The organism is Rhodococcus qingshengii JCM 15477, assembly GCF_023221595.1.
Classification (GTDB): Bacteria; Actinomycetota; Actinomycetes; order Mycobacteriales; family Mycobacteriaceae; genus Rhodococcus_F; species Rhodococcus_F qingshengii.
In genome coordinates this window covers 3,613,597-3,630,568 of record NZ_CP096563.1, presented here as the reverse complement: position 1 = coordinate 3,630,568, position 16,972 = coordinate 3,613,597, and the positions used below count along the sequence as shown (strand labels likewise).

The following is a 16,972-nucleotide window of genomic DNA, read 5'->3' as shown; positions in this document are numbered from 1 at the left end:
CCCTGCATCCGGGGCGCCTTGGTCACCGACAGTGGTTGTCGAATTGTGAGTAGGTCAGTCGAATGTAGGTGGTGAGCACGGTCGAAAAGTCGTTGTCGTCATCGGCCGTACGTCGCGCACTGCTTATCGGCGTAGTCGTCTTCGTCTCGTGCCTGGTCGGAATTCTGAGCCGTCTGCCGGGCACGCTTGCAGTCTTCTGGCCGGCCAACGCGCTGCTACTCGGGATCCTCTTTCGGTCGCCGCGTTCCGCCACACTGCTCACCTGGATCTGCGTCGTAGTCGGTTATGTCGGAGCCGACCTGATCACCGGTGGGGCATGGGAGTCCACGGTGTGGCTCAACGCGGCCAACATCGTCGGGGTTGCGAGCGGCTTCTACGGCTTTCGCTGGGTCGACAGTGAGGACCGTCGACTGACCAGTATTCAGTCCGTCGGCTATCTCGTGTCGATGACTGTCGCCGCCGCGTCGATGGCGGCGCTCGTGGGCGGTATCGCGAACCGCGTGCTGTTCGGCGGGCAGTGGTGGGACGGCTGGTTGCTCTGGTTCTCGAGTGAGTTCGTCAACTACATGACCATCGTCCCCTTGGTGCTGACATTCCCTTCGCTTCGACGAGTGGATCGAGAACCGAAAGCTGTTGCCACGCTTGTGCGTCGATCATTTGTTCCGACGGCGCTGCTGGCCGTCTGCATCATCTTGGAGTGGGTGATAGGCGGTGCCGGAGCGATCGCGTTTGCCATGCCGGCGCTGGTGACTGCAGCCTTGCTTACCAATGTATTTGTCACGTCGGTGCTCACCGCTGTGTCAACTGCCTGGACGTTGGTACTGACGGCCGACGGCCATCTCGGATTGTCCAGCGAGGGCGTCTCGCCGGTCAGCGCGTCGGTCCAGATCGGATTGTCGCTGCTGGCGGTAGCGCCGATCGCGGTGGCCTGTGTGATCCTCGAGCGTCGCCGCGCGCTCGAGGCACTCACCCAGGCCGTCACCCACGACGATCTCACCGGTGCGTTGCGCCGGGACGAATTCTTGCGGCGAGGCGGCAGCGTGACGGGTGCGACCGATCCGCGTCGCCACTCTGGACGTCCGGTCAGCGTCCTGATGATGGATCTGGATCACTTCAAGATGGTGAACGACAACCTCGGTCATCGTGCCGGCGATACAGCGTTGGTGAGTTTTGCCGATCAGGTGCGGCGGCACCTCGATGACAAGCACCTCTTCGCCCGATTGGGCGGCGAGGAGTTCGTCGTACTGATGGCCGGTGTCGATCTCGAGGGCGCGACCGAAACAGCCGAGATGATTCGACGCGCGCAAGCGGAGAATTCGTCGGCAGTATTGGGCGACTTCGGGCCGACGGTCAGCATCGGCGTCGCGTGTTCACCCCACGGCGACGCAGACCTGACGCAATTGGTCGATTGCGCTGACGAGGCGTTGTATCGAGCGAAGAAGTTGGACCGCAATCGAACCGTGGCGCTCACGGTCGGTAGCTGAAGAAATACGTGCGGACCCGCAGTTTGTTGCGGGTCCGCACGTGGTGGTGGAGTCGACCGATTCAGAACAGATTGATCAGGGCAGGAACACTGAACAGCGCTACGTAGTAACCCATGAACAGAACTCCGCCGTGAATCTTGAACAGGCGCCCGAGAAGGCCACCGACCAGGCCGACCGTCACGGTGATCAGAAGCCCGAGGACGCCGCCCTCCCAGATGCTGATGACGACGACGAGTCCCGTGAACACCGCGATCACAGCTTCGTGACTGATGTGCTTGACCACCGCTGACGCAGCGCGGTACGCGTAGTTCATGGCAAACGGGTATGCGATGACCGTTGCCGTGACCACTGCGAGCAGTCCGTAGAGCAGGAACTCCCACTGCGTCAGGTACGTGGAGAGATTGTTGATCACTCCGGTTTCCTGATTGGTCTCGAACACCGGTGGAGCGTTGAACAGAGGGGCTGCGGGGCCTGCCGCGAGCGGGCTGAGCGGAAGGCCGAAAGCGACGAGTGGGATGAGGGTTTCCGCGATGTAGGTGGATTCCGTCGTACCGTTCTTCGCCGAGACCATTGTGGTCAGTCGGTGATAGCCGTTCTTGATCCGCGCACCTACCAGCTCACCCATCAGAACAGTCATGGCGACCGGGCTGAAGACGAAGGTTGCGCTCGACACCGTGGAAGCGGCGGCGGTGTAACCGATCTGCTTGCGATCGAGGACCTTCAGAGGATTGGGGAAGTATCCCTTCCATCCTTTGATGTCCGGGGCCAATGCAACGGTTTTGGGTTCACTGCGTTCCATGTCCTTACGGCTCGACGGGCCCAAGGTCAATGCGAGGTCCGCGATCAGCGGCCCGACTGCGATCGCAAGGAAGTAGCTGATGTTCAGCGACACATCGTAATTCGACGTCAACGCGCGGGCGCCGAGGATCAAGATGACGAAGGGAACGAGGGCGACAACCCCGGCCCAGCGGCCTGGTGAGGCGTAGGCGATGCCGATGGCGGCGACCAGGAACAGCCACGGTGCTATCGACTGAACGGTGTCCGCAAACGGCGCGAGGATGGTCGCGAACAAAACGGCAACCGGCACAGCGACGAACGCCGAGATCACTGCTCCCGAGATCGCCTTGCGGAGTGCGATGTGCGGGATGCCGAGTGAGCGCATCATCTGCGCTTCCGGCAAGAGTGGAATCGCCATCGTGTCGCCGGGAATGCCCAGCAGCATCGTCGGCACCGCGTGCGTCATGTGTTTGGCGATCGCACCGGAGAGGAAGAACGTGAAGACCGCCGCCGGGGGAGCGCCGAGCAGAATCACGAGCAGAGTCAGCGGTGCGATCGTAGCGGTCTCGTCCGTGCCGGAGATCAATCCGATGAACGTGAACGCGACCGCACCGATGATGCCGAAGAGAACGGCAATCAGAATTTCGTTGGTCAGAACCGAACTCATGCGCGCCCACCGTCCTTCGGTGTGTTCGAGACCCGTGCGTGCTCGGCCTCGGCAGCGGCGAAGTGGTCGTACAGACCCAGCTCGCGAAGTTCCTGTCGGCTCTGCTCCGGAATGTCGGCGAGAGTGCCCAGACCCTGGCGCTGTTCACTCATCGTCGTGATGACACCGTCGATCGACTCCGCGTCGGCGGCGGCCAAGGCGACTATCCGCTTCGGCTTGATGAAGATTCCGCAGACCACGCCGGCGAGCAGGCAGGCCGCGATGCCGACCAGAAGGCTGTACGCCTGGGCCAACGACGGTTCGCTGACGACCCGTTCGAACAGTGCCTGGGCCGCGAGAAGGGCCGAGGCGCCGACGACACTGCCGACTGCAACGGAGATCGCGAGGTGTCGACCGTTGACGGTGTCACCCCAGACTTCGAGGTATGTCTGCTGCTCGGTCGGCTCGGTTGTGGTGGTCGGCGTCGTTGCCGGCTGCGGTGGTGACATCAGTCTTCTCCAGTGTCATGCATGGCGGGGTCGTACAGGGAAGGGCTTGCGAGATGAGGGGCTTGCGTTGCGGGTGTCAGGTGCGTGCTGCGCGGAGGGCGGTGACAACTCGGGACGGGCTCGAGTGGCCGATCTGTTCGGCCATCCAGCTGCTTGTATCGGTGAGCGAATCCAGGTCGATGCCGGTGTCGATCCCGAGGCCGTGAAGCATCCACACCAGATCCTCGGTGGCGAGATTTCCGGTCGCGCCCTTGGCATACGGGCACCGTCCGAGACCACCTGCGGAACTGTCGAATTCGGATACCCCAGCGGTCAACGACGCATAGACGTTCGACAGCGCCTGGCCGTAGGTGTCGTGAAAGTGCATGGCGATCTGCGATGTGGGGATGCCACGTTCTCGGAGGGCGCCGAGCAAAGCGAGTACATGGCCAGGTGTGCCGACGCCGATGGTGTCGCCGAGTGAGAGTGACGTGACACCGCTGTCGATCAGGGTCTTTGCGATGTCGGCGACACGCTCGACGGGCACGGAGCCTTCCCAGGGGTCGCCGAAGCACATGGAGATGTAGCCGCGGACGGGAAGTCCCAGGGCTCGGGCGGCCGTAGTGACCTCGGCAGCCGCGGCGATCGCGCCGTCCACCGTGGAATTGAGGTTGCGTTTCGCGAATTCCTTTGTGGCGCTGACGAATACTGCAACCTCGCTTGCTCCGGCGGCGACGGCCCGCTCGAGACCCTTGCGGTTCGGGACAAGAACGACCGTACGTACCGAGTCCGGCAGGTGCAGCCGACCCATCAATTCTTCCGCGTCCGCAAGTTGCGGGATCCATCGAGGTGAGACGAAACTCGTCAATTCGACAGTGCGGGAGCCGGCCGCGACCAGGCGTTCGATGAACTGGGCTTTCGTCTCGGTCGGGATCACCGCTGTTTCCGCTTGAAGTCCGTCGCGTGGCCCGACTTCGTAGATCCGGACCGAGGTCGGCAGCCCCGGCGCCGGCACTCGATGAGGCGCCGGCTTCCACACCGGTGATCCTGCAACTGTTTCGGTCATTGTCGTCAGTTTCCGCCGCGGATCTCGGCGAGAACCTTCTCGGCATGCTCGACGCGAATGCTCTTGTCCGCGATCAGGCGTGCCACCACGGCGTCGATCTCGCTCTTCTGCGCTCCGGCGGTGGCAGCGATGTTGCGGGCGTGCAGCCCCATGTGTCCGCGCTGGACACCCTCACTGGCCAGAACGCGGACCGCAGCCAGGTTCTGCGCCAGGCCGACTGCCAGGATGATGCCGGCGAGTTCCTCGGCGCTCTCGACGCCGAGCATCTTGATTGCGGCCTGCGCTACGGGGTGCACTTTGGTGGCCCCGCCGACGAGGCCGACCGGCATGGGCAGTTCGAGGGTGCCGACGATGTTTCCGTCGGCATTCTTCTCGAAATGCGAGAGCGACGAGTAGATTCCGTCGGCGTTGACTGCATGGGAGTGGCACCCGGCTTCGACTGCGCGCGTGTCATTTCCGGTCGCCAGCACCACGGCGCTGATGCCGTTCATGATGCCCTTGTTGTGCGTCGCGGCGCGGTAGGGATCCAGCTCCGCCAAGCGTGCGGCATGGATCAGGTTGTCCACAACCTCTGCGCCGCCGATCAATTCGGCGTCGAACACGGCGCGAACGCGTGTCAGCCGCAGATCGGCCTTGTTGGTGAGGATGCGCAGGACGACGTGTCCGCCGCCGATCTCGGCGACTCGATCCGCGATTGCCTCGGCCATCGTGTTGACGGCGTTGGCGCCCATGGCATCTCGTACGTCGACGTGAAGGTGAAGGACGACGTAGGCGGCCTTGTCCGAGGACACGATGCGAACCGAAATGTCCTTCACGCCACCCCCGACGCTGACCAGTTTCGGGTCCTGCTCGTTGGCGAGTGCAATGATTTCTTCACGTGCCTCGAGGAGTCGGATGCGGGCAGCTGCCGGATCCACGACGTCGACGAGTTGAATCTGGGCTTGCATGATCGGCTGCGTGCTCGAGACGTGAAAGCCCCCGAGTCCGCGTGCGATGCGAGCAGCGTTGCTTGCGGCTGCGACTACCGACGGCTCCTCGGTGGCGAGCGGGATCAGGTAGTCCGTGCCGTTGATCGTGAAGTTGGTGGCCACGCCGACCGGGATGCCGATGACGCCGAGGACGTTCTCGACCATGCGATCGGCCTGGTCGATGGTGAGGCCGTCGGCGGCGTCGTAGACCGCGATGTCTGCCTCGGTCAGGTCGGTCTGGCGGACGATCTCGGCGCGTCGTGCGGCGACGTCGTAGGACCGGAAATCGGCGATGCGGCTGTTGATGGACCGGTTGTTCATAGACACGTGGGGTCGTCCTCCTGAAGTGGTTCTGTGCTCCGCTTCACAGTAGGGAGGTCGATGCTTGCCAGGCCACGTGCTCACGACACATCGATCGGTCGAAATTGTAGTGTCATGCACCATCGGCGCTGTCGTTGATGCCGCTTCCGGCCTCTTCGGTTCCCACGTCCCGAAGTTCGTCGAGCCTCGTCGCCATGGACACCCGGAAAAAGCTCTCGTCTTCCCGCCACGATTGACCGAGGAGCGTACGGATGCGGTCGAGACGCTGAACGACGGTGTTGGGGTGATAGTTGAGTGCGCGGGCAGCCTTGGTCGGGCTCCCGTCGTTGCGTACCAGGGCACGAAGGGTCGCGGTGAGATCGGTGTCCTTGTCGCGGTCGTACGCGAGTACCGGGCCGATTACTTCGTCGATGAACTGATGAAGTGATTCCGGATTTTCGCCGAACAGAACGGTGTACGGCAGATATGACGCCGTCGTGACCGCGCCGTCGGTCTTGCCCAATGCCGTGAGTAGGCGGGCCGTGCGCAGCGCCGAGGTGAAGCGCGCCGGGAGCTCTTCGGGGCGTTCCGCCGTCGCCGGCGCAATGACTACTGCGTGCGGTCCTACCGAACCGGTGATCTGACGGTGAATGACCGTCGCCGCGGCTGCCGGGTTTCCCGAGCGCGAGACCACCGCGATCAATCCGGCATGCTGCGCCGCCAACCCCGCTACCGGCAGAGACTGCCCGATTGCGCGGAGCGCGGCGGTGCGGAGTTCCGGAGCGACCGACACCACGAGGACGGTGTCCAGTTCGCCGAGGGAGATGCCGAGGTTTCGGGTCCTACGTTCGAGATCGCGCCTACGCTCGGGCGCAGTGCTCAGCAAGTCGGCGACCAGTTCGTCACGTGCACGCCGGTCCGCTGCTGCCGCCGCCGAGTGTTGCAACACGAGGATGGCAGTGACCTGAGCTGCCCGTTCCACGGTCCGGAGTTCGACGGGGCCGATCGGCGCGTCCGAACGATTCAGCAAGATGGCCCCGAGGAACGATTCTCCGGCGGTGACGGCGCTGACGAGTTGGATCACGGTCTCGCTGTTATCGGCGACAAACGTGCATCGGCCACTGCGGCGACTCTGGTCGATGGCATCGGACACGGCGCGAGGTAGCGACAACGGCACCGTCGTGATCTGCTCACCCGACGATGTGACGAGAGGGCGTAGCTCATTGTCGACGACGACGGTGCTGCGTTCGAGTGCGCTGCTGAGGGTTCGTGCAACCTGGGCGTAGCCACCGCCGCGGAGAACGGCGTGGATCAGATCCTGGTGGACGATGTTCGATTTGTCCCGCGCGGACACGTGCTCGCGCAGCTCGTCGAGTGCTCGCCCGGTCTCGGCGGCGGATTCCTCGGCGCGGTCCAGCGCCCGTGCGGTTTGCAGGACTACCGAGGCGTGATCAGCCAGCGCCGAGAGCAGGGCAATCTGATCTGCGGTAAATCGTCGTTCCCGGCGGTCGGCGGCAAACAGGACTCCGAGGATCTGGCCGTCGGAGAGCATCGGCACGCCGAGAATCGCCACCAGACCCTCGGCGACGATCGCGGCATCGACCACTTCGTCATGGCGCGACTGCGTGTAGTCGCTGTAGTTCTGAACCCATTGGGCTGCTCGAGATTCGGCAATCGCGCTGACCAGTCCCGCGCCGGCAGGAACTTGCAGATGCTGGAGTTCCGGCGAGACCGCGCCGGCCGTCTTTCGAACATTCAGGTCACGAGTGATCACGTCGAACTCGGACAGGTACGTGACGTCGGTGCCCATGATGTCGTGTGCGCGGTTGACCAGCCTCTGCAGCAGTGTGTCCACGTCGCGAACCTGCGCGAGCTCACGTGCACTCGAATAGAGAACCGCCAATTCGTTCTCGCGACGGCGAAGTCGCCGAAATTCCGACCGACTGGCCCGGATGAGGGCCGCGGTCTCCGCGACCTCCGTTGCGCCAAAGCCGAATTCGGCAAGTACCTGTTCGACATGTTCGTCGCCGACTGAATCGGACGTCACGTCGAACAGCGCGGCAATCACGTTGGGCGCTGAGTCGGAGTCTGAATCAGGGGCGGTCACACCGAACAAACTACAGACCGGTGGATCCACCGAATTCGTCGAGCGGTGTGGATATGTGATTGTTGTTTGTTTCCAATGCATTCCGAGTCGTGCTCGTGTCTCCCGTTTCCCGTCTCAGTCTGTTCACGTCCTTCTCGAGCGCGCTGACTTCTGTCTCGAGGGCACTGATTTTGCGGTTCAACGCTTGGATGCTCGCCATGCAGACGCCGTTCGCGTCGACGGCGGAGATCCGGCGGGCGTTGGATCCCAAGCCGAAAATCGCCGCAAAGTCTTGCGCCATCGGACCCAGGTGACGGACCGACTTGTGGTCGAATCCGTAACTCCACGTACTTATTCGGAGTGCCGTCAACCGGTCGAGCACGTCCTGCGCGCTCGTCGGAACATCTACGCCGGTATGCACGCCACGTCGATGCGCGGCCCGTGCGAACACCCACTGCGCGGGGTGTCGCATCGCGGCGTTCACCCGAATACCGACCCGAGTGCCCAAAAATTCAGTGCGCTCGCCCTCGTCAGGCGGTGAGTTCACGTCGTGCGGTTTTGACGGTCTTGTCGCTCAGCAGAATTCCCGCTCCTGCGCCGAGCAGTCCGAGGCCGATTCCGACAGCGGCGCTGCCGAGGCCCAAAGCAATTCCCAACATGATTCCTCCAAAAATTGTGCGGTGAATTGAGGGGCCAGGTGTCCGACGAAAGTGCTGCCGACCTGCTCCGCGCTCATCTTTCACATTGCTCCGCCGTGCGGGCGATGACAACCCGTCTGGACCGAATTTCTCGTGGAAAACACAGGCGTGCAACACTGGGTGAAGAACTGCTGAGTCATCGGCGTCTTGTCGGCGCCGTACGGGCGGCAGTAATTGAGTAGCCATCGACCGATCTCTAACGCAGGTTTATCTGCGCGCGGCAACGATGACCAGGCAAAAGGGTGGCATGTGAACGAATCGAGCAGTGGCTTGTTTTCCGACCTCAGCGCGTCGGAGCCCGTTGTCGACGCAAAAAGCGCCGAGCAACTGGCTGCCGAGCGTGAAACTGCGGCAGCAGAACGCTCCAACACCGACACCGCTGAACAGCGGCAGTCGCAGCTGTTCAGCGGTTAAGCGCGTCAGGACTCCTTGATCACCGACAGAACATTGCCGGCGGGATCGGTGAACCACGCGATGTCGGGGCCGTTGCCACGCATGATGCCTCGCTCATCCTGGGGGAATCCGTCGTATTTGAGAAACTCCACGCCACGTGCGGTCAGTTGGTCGACGGTTGTGTCGATGTCGTCGACGACGAAGTTGAGAATTGTGTAGGTCGCCGCTTCGTGATTCGGCTTCGGATAAACGAGGATCTCGGTTCCGCCGGCAAGATGTAGGCGAATCAGTCCCATGTCTCCGTCGGTTACCTTCAACCCGAGTGTTTCGCCGTAGAACTTCTTTGCAGAGTCGATGTCTGTCACCGAAAATCCGCTGAATGCTTTCGTGTCTGTAAGCATGACTATCTCCGTTCCCAGCGGTTGCCGGACTAGGTGGTTTGGGAATCCGTCATTCCGGATTCCATCTCGGCCCTGGCTTCCTCGCTGAACTCGATGATCTGAACGTAGTTTCCGTCGGGGTCGATCGCAGTGGCGAACAAACTGCCCCCGCGGTCTTCGAGTGGAGCGTGCCAGTTTCCGCCGAGCGTATCGATGCGCTGTGCGATCGACCGGGCGTCGTCGGTTTCGACGTTGAGGAACATGCGACCCGGCTGGGGGTTGGTCTCGCCGACGTCGTCGCGTCTGTCGAGCATCACGTAGAAACCGTTGAAGTCGAGCACGTCGTAGCCGGGTTCGCCGGGAGTCCGGTCGACCTTCGGGGCGAACGCCTCGGCGTACCAGTCGCGCAAGCGTTCGGGGTCGGTGCTCGAGAGCAAAATGCTGCTGATGCTGGATCCGGACATGGGTCCTCCTGCTGTCGGTCGTTACTGTCGTCGGCAATCGAGGCTCTGGTCACGTCACCTCCCAGATATAGACTTCCCGCAGCGGCGAAACTCATCGCGGCTCAGGTGTGTTCCGACACCAAGATCGCTGTCGTCCCTGGTTCGAGCGCCCGAAAGATGTGCTCCTCGTCGCCGGGATAAGCAAGATAATCGCCCGGTCCGAGTTCGATCGGATTTGCAGTGGGCCCGACCTCCGCCCGTCCGGTGCCGATCACGACGTGTTCGGTGGTGCCGCGTGCATGCGGAGTGGAAATACGCGGCTCGCCCGGTTCGGCGACTACCCGATACAGATCGCGTCGTGCGTTCGGTGGGCTCGGCGCCAAGAGCGTCGCGATGTACGACGCGTTTGCCGACGCAATCGCGGGACCTTCTCCGGCTCGAATCAACTGAACGGTCTGTGCCTGAGAGTCGACGAGTTGTGAGAACGGCACACCCAATGCGTTTCCGAGTGCCCACAGAGTTTCGAGGCTCGGATTTCCGAGTCCGGATTCGAGTTGGGAGAGTGTGGACTTGGCGATATCGGCGCGCCGGGCGACCTCCGAAAGGCTCAAGCCTGCTCGGGCACGTTCGCGTTTGAGTGCGACGGCGACCAGTTTCTGAGGAGTCTGCGCTGTATCCGTTTCATTACTGGGCATCGTTCGATTCTCCGATCGATCGTTCTACTTGACGAACGGTGTCACTTCGTTCAACATAGAATACATGCGTTCTTTATGGCGAACAGTTGATCGAGACACGGTTCGGGTGAGCGTGCTGATCTGTCTCTCCGTGGCCATCGTCGGTGCGTCCTACGGTGTGACGGCAGGATCGGCTGGATTCTCGTTGTGGCAGCTTTTGGCGTTGGCTGTACTCGTTCTGGGAGCGTCTTCGGAGTTCTTGTTCATCGGAATCATCGCGGCCGGAGGCGGCGCCGTCGCTGCAGTTATAGCCGGCTTGCTGATCAACTCCCGAAACTTCGCCTACGGATTGGCAGCGGGATCTTTTCTCGGCGAGGCTCGCCACACGGATTCAGGCTGGCGCAGGGGCTCGGGCTGGCGCAAGTTGGTCGGCGCGCACCTGGTCAACGACGAAAGCGTCGCGGTCGCCATGGCGCAGGAATCGGTGGAGCGCAAGCGTGCGGCTTTTTGGTTCTGTGGAATCGGGATCGCGGTGTCGTGGCCGATCGGAGCTCTCCTGGGCGGGCTGCTCGGCAGAGTCGTCCGAGACCCCGGCGCGTTGGGATTGGATGCCGCGTTTCCGGTTGTCATTCTGGCCCTTGTCTTGCCTGCGCTGAAGGAAAAGGTGACATTGCTTGCCGCTGTGATCGGTGCAGCAGTCGCGGTGGCCACGTCGCCGTTCCTGCCGTCGGGTACCGCTCCGCTCGTTGCGCTGCTGAGTATCGCGGTGACGATACCGTTCCGGGAGAAGGTTCGATGAATACCGCGTCGGTCTGGATCGGTATCGTCGTGTTCGCTTGCGGTTCTTACGCTTTGCGGGCAAGTGGCGTTCTGCTCCGCGCTCGGGTGAAGCTCTCCGGCTTCGCCGAGAAAACCCTCGATCGTGCTGTCGTGGTGCTGCTGCTCGCAGTGGTTGTGACATCGACGGTCTTCACCGGGCATGACGTTGCGGGGCCGGCGCGGATGCTCGGCGTGGTGGCCGGAGGCATCTGCGCCTGGTTCAAGGCGCCGTTGGTGGTCGTGGTGATTGTCGCGGCCGGCACTACTGCAGTACTCCGACTGTCAGGAGTGTCGTAGAGCCGATTCGATGGGCGTTGAATCGGGGATCGAATTCAGGCGAGTGCGAATGCCGTCGATGAACAGGTCCAGGCCGAACTGGAAGCGCACTGTCGGATCGCCGTCGAGGAGGTCCTCGTCGGAACCGCCGCCGATCACCTCGGGGGAGTCGGGGGAAATGGGTGCTCGGGTAAGTGCCCCCATTTCTTCCATCTGCGCTCGGGACTGCTCGTCCACGGTATGGCCGAGTACGTAATACAGCAGGGCGTACGCCGCGAGTTGGGCGTGCTCGCGTGAGAGACCGGATTCTTGCCCGGCTTGTACGAAATGCTCGCGCACCTTGCTGTTCGTCATCCGCGAAGCGAAGGTGGCGCTGACCAACTCGGCGCCATCGCGGTGCGCCAGTAGGGCAGACCGAAGTCTGTGTGCCAGTTCGGAATACGCCTCTTGCCACGTGTCCGCGTCAACGGGGGCGTCGAGGTCTTCGAGGATCTTGTCGACAACCGCGCCGAGCAAGGTCTGTTTGTTCGGGAAATGCCAGTAGAGAGCGCCGGGTTGGACACCTAGTGAGGTTGCGAGCCTGCGCATCGTGAGGTCGGCAAGTCCGAACTCGTCGAGTATCGCCATGGCGCCGTCCAGCACGTCGCCGCGTCGCAACTGCACTTGTTGTTCCCCTCGTTTCGTCCCGCTGTGGAGCGCTCTCGATCGAATGTCGATCGGACCCGCCTTTGACAGTATTCCACCACGTCTCTAACGTGAACACCGTTCAACTTGTACGGTGTTCAATTTTGCTGGTTTCGAAGGAGACGTCTGTGACCCCGCCCCCGATTAGCACGGCCCCTGCGACGGTCGACATCCTCGACCAGGCGCGCGAGCAAGTTCTCGAAAGAGGAGTTGGCCTGACCGAAAGCCAGGTGCTCGACGTACTCCGACTCGACGACGACAGGCTCGAAGACCTGCTGGCTCTCGCCCACGATGTGCGTATGAAGTGGTGTGGACCGGAGGTCGAGGTCGAGGGCATCATCAGCCTGAAGACGGGCGGCTGCCCTGAGGACTGCCATTTCTGCTCGCAGTCCGGACTCTTCCAGTCGCCGGTTCGCGCGGCGTGGTTGGACATCCCGAGCTTGGTGGAAGCTGCCAAGCAGACTGCGAAGTCGGGCGCTACCGAGTTCTGCATCGTGGCCGCCGTCCGCGGACCCGACGCCCGGTTGCTCGCTCAGGTTGCCGCAGGCATCGAGGCGATCCGCAACGAGGTCGACATCCAGATCGCCTGCTCGCTCGGCATGCTCACCCAGGAGCAGGTCGACCAACTGGCCGCCATGGGTGTGCACCGGTACAACCACAACTTGGAAACTTCGAAGTCGCATTTCCCGAACGTCGTGACCACGCACTCGTGGGAAGAGCGGTGGAACACGCTTCGGATGGTTCGTGGAGCAGGCATGGAAGTGTGCTGCGGCGGAATCCTCGGCATGGGTGAATCGCTGGAGCAGCGCGCAGAATTCGCGGCCAACCTGGCTGAACTGGAGCCGGACGAGGTCCCGCTCAACTTCCTCAACCCGCGTCCGGGTACGCCGTTCGGTGATCTGGACGTGCTGCCCGCCAGCGAGGCGCTCAAGTCCGTGGCCGCTTTCCGTCTCGCGCTGCCTCGCACGATCTTGCGCTTCGCAGGTGGACGCGAGATCACTCTCGGCGACCTGGGTGCCAAGCAGGGCATCCTCGGCGGAATCAACGCCGTGATCGTCGGCAACTATCTGACGACCCTCGGACGTCCCGCCGAGAAGGATCTGGATTTGTTGGTGGATCTGCAGATGCCGATCAAAGCACTGAACGACACTCTGTGAGCACTCCGGTGACCGAGGAGCGGTACAACCCGTTCACCGGGCGTCGGATCGTCGACGGCGTCGACGATCCGACGCCGACTGCGGCGTCGATGGGGCTCGAGCCTCCTCGCTTCTGCGAGCAGTGCGGGCGCCGCATGATCGTTCAGGTCAGCCCTGACGGATGGTGGGCGAAATGCTCCCGACACGGTGTCGTCGACTCGATCGACGTCGCCCGCAGGTAGCGTCACTCTGTGTGATCTCTCTTCGGCAGATTCGTCTGCGCACCGCGATCGTGATCGCCGCAACCATTGCGGGCGTGAGCGTGCTCGTCGGTGTGCTGTGGGCGTTCTTGGCTCCGGCCGAGCACCTGTTGGTGGTGTCCGAGGGGCGCGGCGTCGCGTTGACGGGTGAGAGCCTTCATCAGTTCGACGCGAGCGCCGTGTTCATCTGGCTGGCACTGATCGTCGGTGTGCTGTCGGCGGTGGCGGCCTGGTTGGCACGCCTGAGTCGAGGTCCTTATGCCCTGGGCGGGTTGATAGTCGGTTCAGTGGCAGGTACCGGACTGATGGCACTCGTGGGTTCGGGCGTGACAAAACTGCGTTTCCCCACGGCCGACAATCCGGCGGTCGGGGAGATCATTGCGCGGGCCCCGAACGTCGGAACTTTGCTCGTGCTTCTGTTTCAGCCGCTCGCGGCGTGCGTCGTGACATTGGTTCTTGCAGTGCTCAATCCGTACGACGACCTCGGGGTGGGGGACCACCCGGAATCCGGGGATCCGGAATCTGGGGATCCGGCCACCGACACCGAACAGGCCGAAGTCGAGAGCCAGCCGAAACTTCCGTAACTGTTGCGTCGCTACGCCGCAGAGGTCGACGAGCGCTTGGTTTCGGCTTTCATTCGCACGTCACCCAACAGTCGCCCGGAAATCAGCGCGCCCAACCGGCGGGTTGCGAAGCGAGTGCTGATCGAGGACACCCAGTTCGGCAGTCCCGATACGACGGTCGGCGGCGCGTAGCGTCGATCCAGTGCTCGGAAAGCGGTGTCCACCACCTGAGTTGCCGTCTGCATTCGCCCGACCGCCGCGTCTTCGGAGCCGACTACGTCGAAGAACTCGGTGCGCGTCGGACCGGGGCACACCGCCAATACAGTCAATCCGCTGCCGCGAGCTTCGGCCCAGAGTGCTTCGGTGAAGTTGAGTACAAACGCCTTGGATGCGCCGTAGACGGCCATGCCCGGTGTCGGCTGGAACGACGCTGTGCTGGCGATGTTGACCAGTGCTCCGCGGCCGGTGAGAAGGTCGGGCAGGAATGTGTGTGTCAGCTCGACCAGCGTGGCGATGTTGAGCTGAATCTCGGACGTGACGCGCTCGAGATCTTCGTCCACGAATGCCCCGTGTGTTCCGAATCCGGCGTTGTTGATCAGCGAGTCGACGGTGATGCCACGGTTTGTCAGCTCCTGGTGCAGCGATGCACCGACGCCGGGTGCGGCCAGGTCGGCGGGCAGGACTGTCACGATGATGCCGTGGGCGCCACGGAGTTCGGTGGCGAGTGCCTCGAGGCGGTCGGCCCGCCTGGCGACCAGAACCAGGTTTGCGCCGCGAGCGGCAAAGCGATGAGCGAATTCCACTCCGAGCCCAGCGCTGGCTCCGGTGATGAGGACGGTGGTTCCGGCTACGTCGATGGCCATGGTGGCTCCTTCGGTTCGGGTGATCCCAAATGTAGGCACTGACACCATAGTTGTCAATGACAACATTTTGATATGGTGCCACCATGCCCGCCCACGAACAGCCGTATCATCACGGCAGCCTGCGACAGGAACTCCTGGCGTCGGCCGAAGCAACACTCGAACGAGATGGCGTCGACAAGTTGTCGCTGAGGCAACTCGCGCGTGAGGCGGGCGTGAGCCACGCGGCTCCGGGCAAGCACTTTCGTGATCGCCAGGCTTTGCTCGATGCCTTGGCCGAAAGTGGATTCCATCGGATGACCGGTGCGCTCGAGCGGGCAGTCGCGGATGCTCCACCGACCGCGAGGGCCCGGTTCTCCTCGCTCGCCAATGCCTACGTGGATTTTGCGCTGGAGCATCCGGGCCTGCTCTCTCTGATGTACAGCAACAAGCATGCGCCGGGCGCCGCCGAAACTGTCGTCAACGCGGGGCACGCGACGATGGACCTGACCGTCCGGCTCGTTTCGGAAGCTCAGGCCGCAGGTGACATTGCCGCCGGTGATCCGGAAAGTATTGCGCTGGTTGCCTTTGCGACGTTCCACGGCGTCGCGACGCTTGCTGCGGGCGGAATGTTGGGCGACGTGCCGGTGGGCGAGGTGGTGAACGCGGCCTCGACGGTCTTCTGGGCGGGCCTTTCCAGGGCAGTCTGAGGTGGGGCGCGCAATTCCCCAGAGTTCTCACAGAACCAGCACAAGGGAAGCACAAGATTGCGGACTTACATAGGAGTCAAGAAGTTTGATTCCGAGTGGAGGTTCGGCAATGAGTGTTTCAGAGATCGCCCCCAACAGGGGAGTTGTACTTGTCACGGACATCGGATTCGAGCACGGTGCGCGCACGGCCGCCGAGTTTCTCGACGCTGGTTGGAGCGTGGCAGTCACGGCGCGGACGGTCACCGAATTGGTTCGCGTCATGGCGGGAAAACCTGCCCATCGCTTCTTTGCGATTGTCGCCGATCCGACGGATCGTTGGCAGGCCGATCGGATTCTCGATCGGGTGACGACTCGGTTCGGTGTAATCAACCGGGTCATCGATCCGGCCGGCGCCGTGACCTCGGTGTGGTTGCAGCGCGGAAGTCTCGAAGCTGTTGCCTGACAGTGCGATCGGTGTCAGCTTGGCGGCCGTAGTGCGGCGAATTCGTCGGTGACCCGCAAGGTGGAGTCGGTGAAACGGTACAGGGCGGGTGGACGTCCACCCGACTTGCCGGACGGTGCGGTGTTGCCGGTGGGAGTCAGAACGCCTCGACGCCCCAGCACGCGTTGCAAGTTGGTGGCATCGACCTGGTAACCGAGGGCAGCGCAGTAGATTTCGCGCAGTGTCGACATCGCGAACTCTTCCGGGGCCAGCCCGAATGCGATGTTGGTGTACGAGAGTTTCGCGGCAAGTCGATTGCGCGCGTGCCGTACGACGGTTCCGTGGTCGAACGACATCTCCGGCAACTTCGAAACGGGGTGCCAGGCTGTGTCCGGTGGCAGTTGTGGGTCGGCGCTGAGGGGAACGAGTCCGAGGAAGGTCGACGCGATGCGGCGCGGACCCGGCACGCGCTGTGGATCACTGAAGACGGAGAGCTGTTCGAGGTGGGCGACCTTTCGTAGGTCGACCTTCTCGGCGAGGAGTCGTCGAGCGGAGGTCGTCAGGTCCTCGTCGTCGCGCAAAGTGCCCCCGGGCAGGGACCACGTGCCCTTCTGTGGGTTGAGTGCACGCTGCCACAGCAGTACGGCCAACTCTTCACGCCCTTGCGGGCAGTGATCGCCGTCACCTGCGGCGATGCTTGCGGGGAAGGTGCGAACTTGGAACACCGCTGCAAGCACTTCGTGGGTGGTGTTACTATTGGGCACGTTTTCGATCCTAAGTCGAAAACCTCGAATACGGAAATCCGGGCCAGCCCGTCCGGATTTGAACTGGGTGACGAGCCCGGGTTCACGGTGAAGGAGA

At 62.8% G+C, this 16,972-nt stretch carries 22 protein-coding genes; 9 read left to right on the top strand and 13 right to left on the bottom strand.

Annotated elements, in window-relative coordinates; translation table 11 throughout:
* Positions 1 to 71: 71 nt before the first annotated feature.
* Positions 72 to 1,484 (top strand): GGDEF domain-containing protein, encoded by a 1,413-nt coding sequence (locus M0639_RS16485; protein ID WP_230587611.1) that lies wholly within the window; start codon positions 72 to 74, stop codon positions 1,482 to 1,484.
* A 61-nt stretch (positions 1,485 to 1,545) separates the two neighbouring features.
* Here the strand turns inward: M0639_RS16485 and M0639_RS16480 are convergent, their stop codons facing one another.
* The 7 genes from M0639_RS16480 to M0639_RS34945 all read right to left on the bottom strand — a co-directional run bounded on the left by M0639_RS16480 (position 1,546) and on the right by M0639_RS34945 (position 8,474).
* Positions 1,546 to 2,928: a tripartite tricarboxylate transporter permease gene (locus tag M0639_RS16480; RefSeq protein ID WP_047270124.1), complete on the bottom strand. Its 1,383-nt coding sequence runs from the start codon at positions 2,926 to 2,928 to the stop codon at positions 1,546 to 1,548.
* Positions 2,925 to 3,416: a hypothetical protein gene (locus tag M0639_RS16475; protein WP_003941716.1), complete on the bottom strand. Its 492-nt coding sequence runs from the start codon at positions 3,414 to 3,416 to the stop codon at positions 2,925 to 2,927. The genes M0639_RS16480 and M0639_RS16475 overlap by 4 nt, the downstream gene beginning before the upstream one ends.
* A 76-nt stretch (positions 3,417 to 3,492) precedes the next feature.
* Complete coding sequence (locus M0639_RS16470) at positions 3,493 to 4,461, bottom strand: hydroxymethylglutaryl-CoA lyase (protein WP_080712772.1); 969 nt, start codon at positions 4,459 to 4,461, stop codon at positions 3,493 to 3,495.
* Positions 4,462 to 4,466: 5 nt separating this feature from the next.
* Positions 4,467 to 5,750, bottom strand: coding sequence for a hydroxymethylglutaryl-CoA reductase, degradative (locus tag M0639_RS16465; protein WP_064075426.1), 1,284 nt, complete (start codon positions 5,748 to 5,750; stop codon positions 4,467 to 4,469).
* A gap of 112 nt (positions 5,751 to 5,862) precedes the next feature.
* Positions 5,863 to 7,836 (bottom strand): helix-turn-helix domain-containing protein, encoded by a 1,974-nt coding sequence (locus M0639_RS16460; RefSeq protein WP_064075454.1) that lies wholly within the window; start codon positions 7,834 to 7,836, stop codon positions 5,863 to 5,865.
* 10 nt (positions 7,837 to 7,846) lie between these two features.
* Positions 7,847 to 8,362 (bottom strand): tail fiber domain-containing protein, encoded by a 516-nt coding sequence (locus M0639_RS16455; protein ID WP_030537101.1) that lies wholly within the window; start codon positions 8,360 to 8,362, stop codon positions 7,847 to 7,849.
* Entirely contained in the window at positions 8,346 to 8,474 is a 129-nt protein-coding gene (locus M0639_RS34945; RefSeq protein ID WP_003941742.1) for a hypothetical protein, read from the bottom strand. Before M0639_RS34945 ends, M0639_RS16455 begins: the two co-directional genes overlap by 17 nt.
* 288 nt (positions 8,475 to 8,762) lie before the next feature.
* Here M0639_RS34945 and M0639_RS16450 point away from each other — a divergent pair, with 288 nt between their 5' ends.
* Positions 8,763 to 8,927: a hypothetical protein gene (locus tag M0639_RS16450; protein ID WP_003941708.1), complete on the top strand. Its 165-nt coding sequence runs from the start codon at positions 8,763 to 8,765 to the stop codon at positions 8,925 to 8,927.
* Positions 8,928 to 8,932: 5 nt separating this feature from the next.
* Here the strand turns inward: M0639_RS16450 and M0639_RS16445 are convergent, their stop codons facing one another.
* The 3 genes from M0639_RS16445 to M0639_RS16435 form a co-directional block, all read right to left on the bottom strand.
* The gene (locus M0639_RS16445) at positions 8,933 to 9,307 is read right to left on the bottom strand and encodes a VOC family protein (RefSeq protein ID WP_007733101.1); all 375 of its coding nucleotides are present in this window, start codon (positions 9,305 to 9,307) and stop codon (positions 8,933 to 8,935) included.
* 29 nt (positions 9,308 to 9,336) lie between these two features.
* On the bottom strand, positions 9,337 to 9,750 hold the full coding sequence (locus tag M0639_RS16440; protein WP_007733099.1) for a VOC family protein: 414 nt from the start codon (positions 9,748 to 9,750) through the stop codon (positions 9,337 to 9,339).
* A 101-nt stretch (positions 9,751 to 9,851) separates the two neighbouring features.
* Positions 9,852 to 10,424 carry a helix-turn-helix domain-containing protein gene (locus M0639_RS16435; RefSeq protein ID WP_007733095.1) on the bottom strand — a complete coding sequence of 191 codons (573 nt, stop codon included), beginning with the start codon at positions 10,422 to 10,424 and terminating at the stop codon, positions 9,852 to 9,854.
* A 64-nt stretch (positions 10,425 to 10,488) separates the two neighbouring features.
* Here M0639_RS16435 and M0639_RS16430 point away from each other — a divergent pair, with 64 nt between their 5' ends.
* Together M0639_RS16430 and M0639_RS16425 are read left to right on the top strand one after the other, a co-directional pair.
* Entirely contained in the window at positions 10,489 to 11,202 is a 714-nt protein-coding gene (locus M0639_RS16430) for an AzlC family ABC transporter permease (RefSeq protein ID WP_064075453.1), read from the top strand.
* On the top strand, positions 11,199 to 11,519 hold the full coding sequence (locus M0639_RS16425) for an AzlD domain-containing protein (RefSeq protein WP_007733089.1): 321 nt from the start codon (positions 11,199 to 11,201) through the stop codon (positions 11,517 to 11,519). Before M0639_RS16430 ends, M0639_RS16425 begins: the two co-directional genes overlap by 4 nt.
* On the opposite strand, the gene M0639_RS16420 is transcribed toward M0639_RS16425, so the two are convergent.
* Positions 11,505 to 12,161: a TetR/AcrR family transcriptional regulator C-terminal domain-containing protein gene (locus tag M0639_RS16420; protein ID WP_007733086.1), complete on the bottom strand. Its 657-nt coding sequence runs from the start codon at positions 12,159 to 12,161 to the stop codon at positions 11,505 to 11,507. The genes M0639_RS16425 and M0639_RS16420 overlap by 15 nt on opposite strands.
* 164 nt (positions 12,162 to 12,325) lie before the next feature.
* Between M0639_RS16420 and bioB the strand changes: the two genes are divergently transcribed.
* Genes bioB through M0639_RS16405 form a run of 3 tightly spaced genes read left to right on the top strand, consistent with a single transcriptional unit; the run spans position 12,326 to position 14,162 of the window.
* Positions 12,326 to 13,339 carry a biotin synthase BioB gene (gene bioB, locus M0639_RS16415; protein WP_064075452.1) on the top strand — a complete coding sequence of 338 codons (1,014 nt, stop codon included), beginning with the start codon at positions 12,326 to 12,328 and terminating at the stop codon, positions 13,337 to 13,339.
* Positions 13,336 to 13,560, top strand: coding sequence for a biotin synthase auxiliary protein BsaP (gene bsaP / locus M0639_RS16410; protein WP_003941741.1), 225 nt, complete (start codon positions 13,336 to 13,338; stop codon positions 13,558 to 13,560). The genes bioB and bsaP overlap by 4 nt, the downstream gene beginning before the upstream one ends.
* An 11-nt stretch (positions 13,561 to 13,571) precedes the next feature.
* The gene (locus M0639_RS16405; protein ID WP_007733080.1) at positions 13,572 to 14,162 is read left to right on the top strand and encodes a DUF2567 domain-containing protein; all 591 of its coding nucleotides are present in this window, start codon (positions 13,572 to 13,574) and stop codon (positions 14,160 to 14,162) included.
* A gap of 11 nt (positions 14,163 to 14,173) precedes the next feature.
* Here M0639_RS16405 and M0639_RS16400 read toward each other — a convergent pair whose 3' ends face one another.
* Positions 14,174 to 15,004 (bottom strand): SDR family NAD(P)-dependent oxidoreductase, encoded by an 831-nt coding sequence (locus M0639_RS16400; protein ID WP_007733078.1) that lies wholly within the window; start codon positions 15,002 to 15,004, stop codon positions 14,174 to 14,176.
* An 83-nt stretch (positions 15,005 to 15,087) separates the two neighbouring features.
* On the opposite strand from M0639_RS16400, the gene M0639_RS16395 reads away from it, so the two are divergent.
* On the top strand, positions 15,088 to 15,690 hold the full coding sequence (locus M0639_RS16395) for a TetR/AcrR family transcriptional regulator (RefSeq protein WP_007733070.1): 603 nt from the start codon (positions 15,088 to 15,090) through the stop codon (positions 15,688 to 15,690).
* A 109-nt stretch (positions 15,691 to 15,799) separates the two neighbouring features.
* Positions 15,800 to 16,132, top strand: a complete 333-nt coding sequence (locus M0639_RS16390; RefSeq protein WP_003941794.1) for a Rossmann-fold NAD(P)-binding domain-containing protein — start codon at positions 15,800 to 15,802, stop codon at positions 16,130 to 16,132.
* A gap of 14 nt (positions 16,133 to 16,146) precedes the next feature.
* On the opposite strand, the gene M0639_RS16385 is transcribed toward M0639_RS16390, so the two are convergent.
* Positions 16,147 to 16,875, bottom strand: coding sequence for an NUDIX hydrolase (locus M0639_RS16385; protein WP_007733069.1), 729 nt, complete (start codon positions 16,873 to 16,875; stop codon positions 16,147 to 16,149).
* Between the last annotated feature and the right edge of the window lie 97 nt (positions 16,876 to 16,972).